Here is a 4,171-nt window from a genome sequence, read left to right on the forward strand (position 1 = left end):
TCCACACCCCTTTKGGCTTGTTCTTTAATCGGAAACGTCGAATAAAACAACGCCCGGTCTTTGAAAAAATTCAGCCGCGCTTTTTGCATTTCGACGATAAAGCGTTGACCATTACGCGCTTGGCAATAAATATCAAAAATCGCTTTGCGCTCTTTCGGCGTGCTGGGTAGTTTTTCTGGATTCTTAAAGCTCAGTTCGGCGATTTGATGATGCGCAGGGAGTAATTGATTTAAAAAATCAATCAACAAGTCTTTACTGGCTTCCTCGCCAAATAAGCGTTTAAAACCAAAGTCGGTATAGGGATTAACATATCTAGCTATCATGCTCAACGCCTCTTAACTAGAATAAACTCGACCATACGACCAATAGGCTGCACACGCGCCTTCTGATGATACCATGCAAGAACCCATAGGATTTTCCGGCGTACACACCGTACCTAGCAGTTTGCAATCTTGAGGTTTTTTTATACCGCGTAAAATAGCGGGGCACTCACACCCCTTAACGTCTTTGACCGATACATCTACCATATCAAATCGCTCTTCAGCATCAAACTCAGCATACGTGGTTTTTAGCTTCAGTGCGCTATCAGCAATAAAGCCTAGGCCGCGCCATTCAAACTGCGCACGAACCTCTAACACCTCGTTGACCAATGTCTGGGCTTTTTGATTGCCTTCGTGCGTAACCGCACGACGATATTCATTTTCGACCTCATGGCGACCAGAATTCAATTGCTGAATTAACATTAACGCCGATTGCATGACATCCAGTGGTTCAAAACCTGCTATCACTATCGGCTTGCCATAATGATTAGCGAAACGCTCATACGCTTGACTGCCTATAATCGTGCTCACATGCGATGGGCCTAAAAAACCATCCACCGCAATCGGCGGTTCGGCATCTAACAATGCTTGCATGGCAGCAGGCGTCAGCACATGGTTACAGAATACCGAAAAGTTAGTTAAACCTAACGCTTGTGCTTGTTTAATTGCAACAGCGGTCGCTGGCGTAGTGGTTTCAAAGCCTATAGCAAAAAACACGACTTGGCGGCCCGGATGTTGCTCAGCAATTTTTAATACCTCTTGTGTCGAATACACCATGCGAATGTCGCCGCCTGCCGCTTTTGCCTTCAACAAACTTTGCCGTTCGCTAGCCGGAACCCGCATTAAATCGGCATACGTGCATAAAATCACATCGTGTTGTTTGACTAGGCGAATAGCACTATCAATACGCGCAATCGGCAGTACACAGACTGGGCAACCCGGCCCGTGAATAAACTCGACATTGCTAGGCATTAAATTTTGCACACCATACCGGAAAATAGCATGGGTATGACCGCCACAAAACTCCATTAACCGGTAATGGCGCTCCGTGTCTACGGTATTGGCTATTGCCACTGCTAGTTGTTTGGCTAACGCATGGCTACGAAATTCGTCTACATATTTCATGAGGTAGTTAAACCGGCCTCGGCAAATAATGCGAGGGTTTGTAGCGCTTCTGCTTCATCGATTTTGTTTAACGCAAAACCGACATGAACGAGGACATAATCGCCTACGCAGACATCATCTACTAAAGCTAATGACACGTCTATATTGACGCCATCGACGGTCACCGTCGCTGTTTGCAAATCGGTGGCTATGGTTAGAATTTGGGCAGGGATGGCAAGGCACATAGATTTACTGTTTCCGCGTTAGTTGCTGCTTAATCCACTTAGGATTTTGTCTTAAATCAAGTACCGCAATAACGATAATCGCTTGTTCTGAAACATCATAGTAAATCGCATAAGGAAATCTTTTTGCTAGCATCCTATACAAACGGCAGTGTTTACTATGAATCCCGGCATAAAGTCTTAACGATTCAATGTCAGCAATGAGGCTATCAAGAAAATAATCACCGATACCTGCCTGAATACGCTCATAAAACTGCTGGCCTCGTTGTAAGTCCAGAGCGACATCATCTAGTAATAGCAGTTCTTTGTTCTTCATCGAATACGATTTTTTAATTCTTGTAAACTGATGAGTTTTACTTGCCCCGTGTTTAGGCGCTCTATTCTGTCGCTAAGAACGTCTTGATGCCAGTCAGGTGGCTGTAATTCATCGATTTCAGTTTCTAAGCTATCCCAAATAGCTTCCATCAAGATGATTTTTTCCGACATCGACATCGTTGCAATTTCTTCACGCATCATTGCCAAACCTCATTAAGCTCATATTTGTTAAATAAAGGATATGTCAAGCATACTCAATCCCCTGCAACACCAACTCTGCTTTTAACCAATTCAGCCAATTTGTCATGCCTTCACCGGTTTTAGCTGAGATGAGCAACACTTTGATTTTAGGGTTGACTTGCTTGGCATAGCGCAAACACTGATCAACGTCAAAATCCAGATGCGGTAATAAATCAATTTTGTTCAAAATCATTAAATCTGCGGCTCTAAACATATCTGGATATTTAATCGGTTTATCTTCACCTTCTGTAACCGATAACACCACCACTTTATGTGCTTCACCTAAATCAAAAGCCGATGGACAAACGAGATTGCCTACATTCTCAATAAACAACACACTGCGATTAGGCAAGTTTAGCTGTTCTAAGGCATGACCTACGCGATGCGCATCTAAATGACAACCTTTACCGGTATTGATTTGTATGGCTTGCACACCGGTTGCGCGAATTCTCTCAGCGTCGCGGCTGGTTTGTTGGTCGCCTTCAATAACGCCCATCGCAAGCTCATCCTTAAGTTTAACAATGGTTTCGGTTAACAACGTGGTTTTACCTGAGCCTGGGCTAGACACCAGATTTAAGACTAACAGCCCACGTTCAGCAAAATAACAGCGATTATCATCGGCATAGGCATTGTTTTTTGCCAAAATATCTTGCTCTATTTGCACCATACGCGCTGGCGTTAAGCCCGGCGCATGGCTATGCTCCGCTTCATGATGATGGTGGTGATGATGATGAGAATGGTCATGACCGTTTTCTTCATGCGCGTGAGAATGTTCTTCACCGCAACCGCAAACACCGCACATTATTCTACCTCCAGTTCTTTAATTCGCATGGCATCACCACTAACGATTTGTAATTGCGCACTGCCACACTCGGGACAGGCATCATAAAGCGTTTGCACGGCAACCGTTTTGACCACAAGGCAAACACCACGCACTACCAGGTGTGGCAATAATTTCTAAACGCGCGTGTTCAGCTAAGGTATTTTTAGTCACGACATCAAAACAAAACCGCATCGCATCCGGCTCTACGCTAGATAACTGCCCTATTTCTAACCAAACCGTTTTTACACGGTTAAAATGTTGCTCAAGTGCTTGTTGTTCAAGAATCTCTAACACACTTTCGCATAACGACATTTCATGCATACATTCGTCATAGTTATGCCATTAAGGCTCTAATGTCAATGAATAAGCTACACAAGGGTCAATCGCATGAATCAACCAGTGCGCTTGTTGTTGTAATTCATCGGCATTTGCAGCTGATAAATTTTTTTAGGCTAGCGACTAACACGCCTTTTGGATGAAAATTCCATTCCGTAGGCGCGATAACCTGGTAATCGTACACTAAGCCGTGTTGTAATTCGAGGTGGTGAATTAATAAACCTCTAGCCGCTGGCACCGCCGCTAAGCTTACTGAGCCTGCTTTATACCCTGACACTGATAATACTGGTGCTTGTAAGCGTTTAAGATGATTAACCATGTCGACTAAAACGGCGCAAAAACGCGTTAATAAGCCTGTGCCATAGGCTTTATTTAACTCAGCGACTAATGGATGCAACTGCAACCGACTTAAGGGCGTCGTTTCCACAGGCATTTGCTGCCATAGCGGTTGTTGGCAAAAAGCCTGTCTATCAACACCTTGCAATTGTTCATGCAATGATTCTAATAAGACCGGTAAATGCGCATGCTCATGATGGCCAACCGAACCCCAATCCTTAGCATACAAGGTTTTTAACAAACATGCAGGTAAACACGCGTGTTGATTAACCCAAGCATGTAGCTGATTAGAATAGAGTTTATGCACAATAAGCAAAATGGGTGTATGGTGCAATAGTATCCTAATAAAAATTTGGAGATAGTGATGTTCACCGAGTCGATGTTACGCAAACATCCTGCATTAGTCCGTGCTTTCACGGGAATTCCAGCGGAAGAGTTTTGGGACATGGCTTGAA

Annotated in this window: 8 protein-coding genes; all 8 read right to left on the reverse strand. The window is 44.0% G+C overall.

Going from position 1 to position 4,171, the window contains the following annotated elements; translation table 11 throughout:
• Nucleotides 1–323: Rpn family recombination-promoting nuclease/putative transposase (locus VZ94_RS19040; RefSeq protein ID WP_045780442.1), on the reverse strand; the 323-nt coding region annotated here is incomplete at its 3' end.
• A 12-nt stretch (nt 324–335) separates the two neighbouring features.
• Nucleotides 336–1,445, reverse strand: a complete 1,110-nt coding sequence (gene hypD / locus VZ94_RS19045) for a hydrogenase formation protein HypD (RefSeq protein WP_045780443.1) — start codon at nt 1,443–1,445, stop codon at nt 336–338.
• The gene (locus VZ94_RS19050) at nt 1,442–1,669 is read right to left on the reverse strand and encodes a HypC/HybG/HupF family hydrogenase formation chaperone (protein WP_045780444.1); all 228 of its coding nucleotides are present in this window, start codon (nt 1,667–1,669) and stop codon (nt 1,442–1,444) included. Before VZ94_RS19050 ends, hypD begins: the two co-directional genes overlap by 4 nt.
• A 4-nt stretch (nt 1,670–1,673) precedes the next feature.
• Entirely contained in the window at nt 1,674–1,982 is a 309-nt protein-coding gene (locus tag VZ94_RS19055) for a hypothetical protein (RefSeq protein ID WP_045780445.1), read from the reverse strand.
• Nucleotides 1,979–2,182 carry an addiction module protein gene (locus tag VZ94_RS19060; protein WP_045780446.1) on the reverse strand — a complete coding sequence of 68 codons (204 nt, stop codon included), beginning with the start codon at nt 2,180–2,182 and terminating at the stop codon, nt 1,979–1,981. The genes VZ94_RS19055 and VZ94_RS19060 overlap by 4 nt, the downstream gene beginning before the upstream one ends.
• A gap of 43 nt (nt 2,183–2,225) precedes the next feature.
• Nucleotides 2,226–3,023, reverse strand: coding sequence for a hydrogenase nickel incorporation protein HypB (hypB, locus tag VZ94_RS19065; protein WP_045780447.1), 798 nt, complete (start codon nt 3,021–3,023; stop codon nt 2,226–2,228).
• Between the two features lie 81 nt (nt 3,024–3,104).
• Nucleotides 3,105–3,356: a hydrogenase maturation nickel metallochaperone HypA/HybF gene (locus VZ94_RS19070; RefSeq protein WP_239650092.1), complete on the reverse strand. Its 252-nt coding sequence runs from the start codon at nt 3,354–3,356 to the stop codon at nt 3,105–3,107.
• A 106-nt stretch (nt 3,357–3,462) separates the two neighbouring features.
• A complete protein-coding gene (locus VZ94_RS19075; RefSeq protein ID WP_052700758.1) occupies nt 3,463–4,050 on the reverse strand; it encodes a hypothetical protein in 588 nt (195 codons plus the stop codon).
• Between the last annotated feature and the right edge of the window lie 121 nt (nt 4,051–4,171).

It is taken from the genome of Methylocucumis oryzae (assembly GCF_000963695.1).
In the GTDB taxonomy this organism is placed as follows: domain Bacteria; phylum Pseudomonadota; class Gammaproteobacteria; order Methylococcales; family Methylomonadaceae; genus Methylovulum; species Methylovulum oryzae.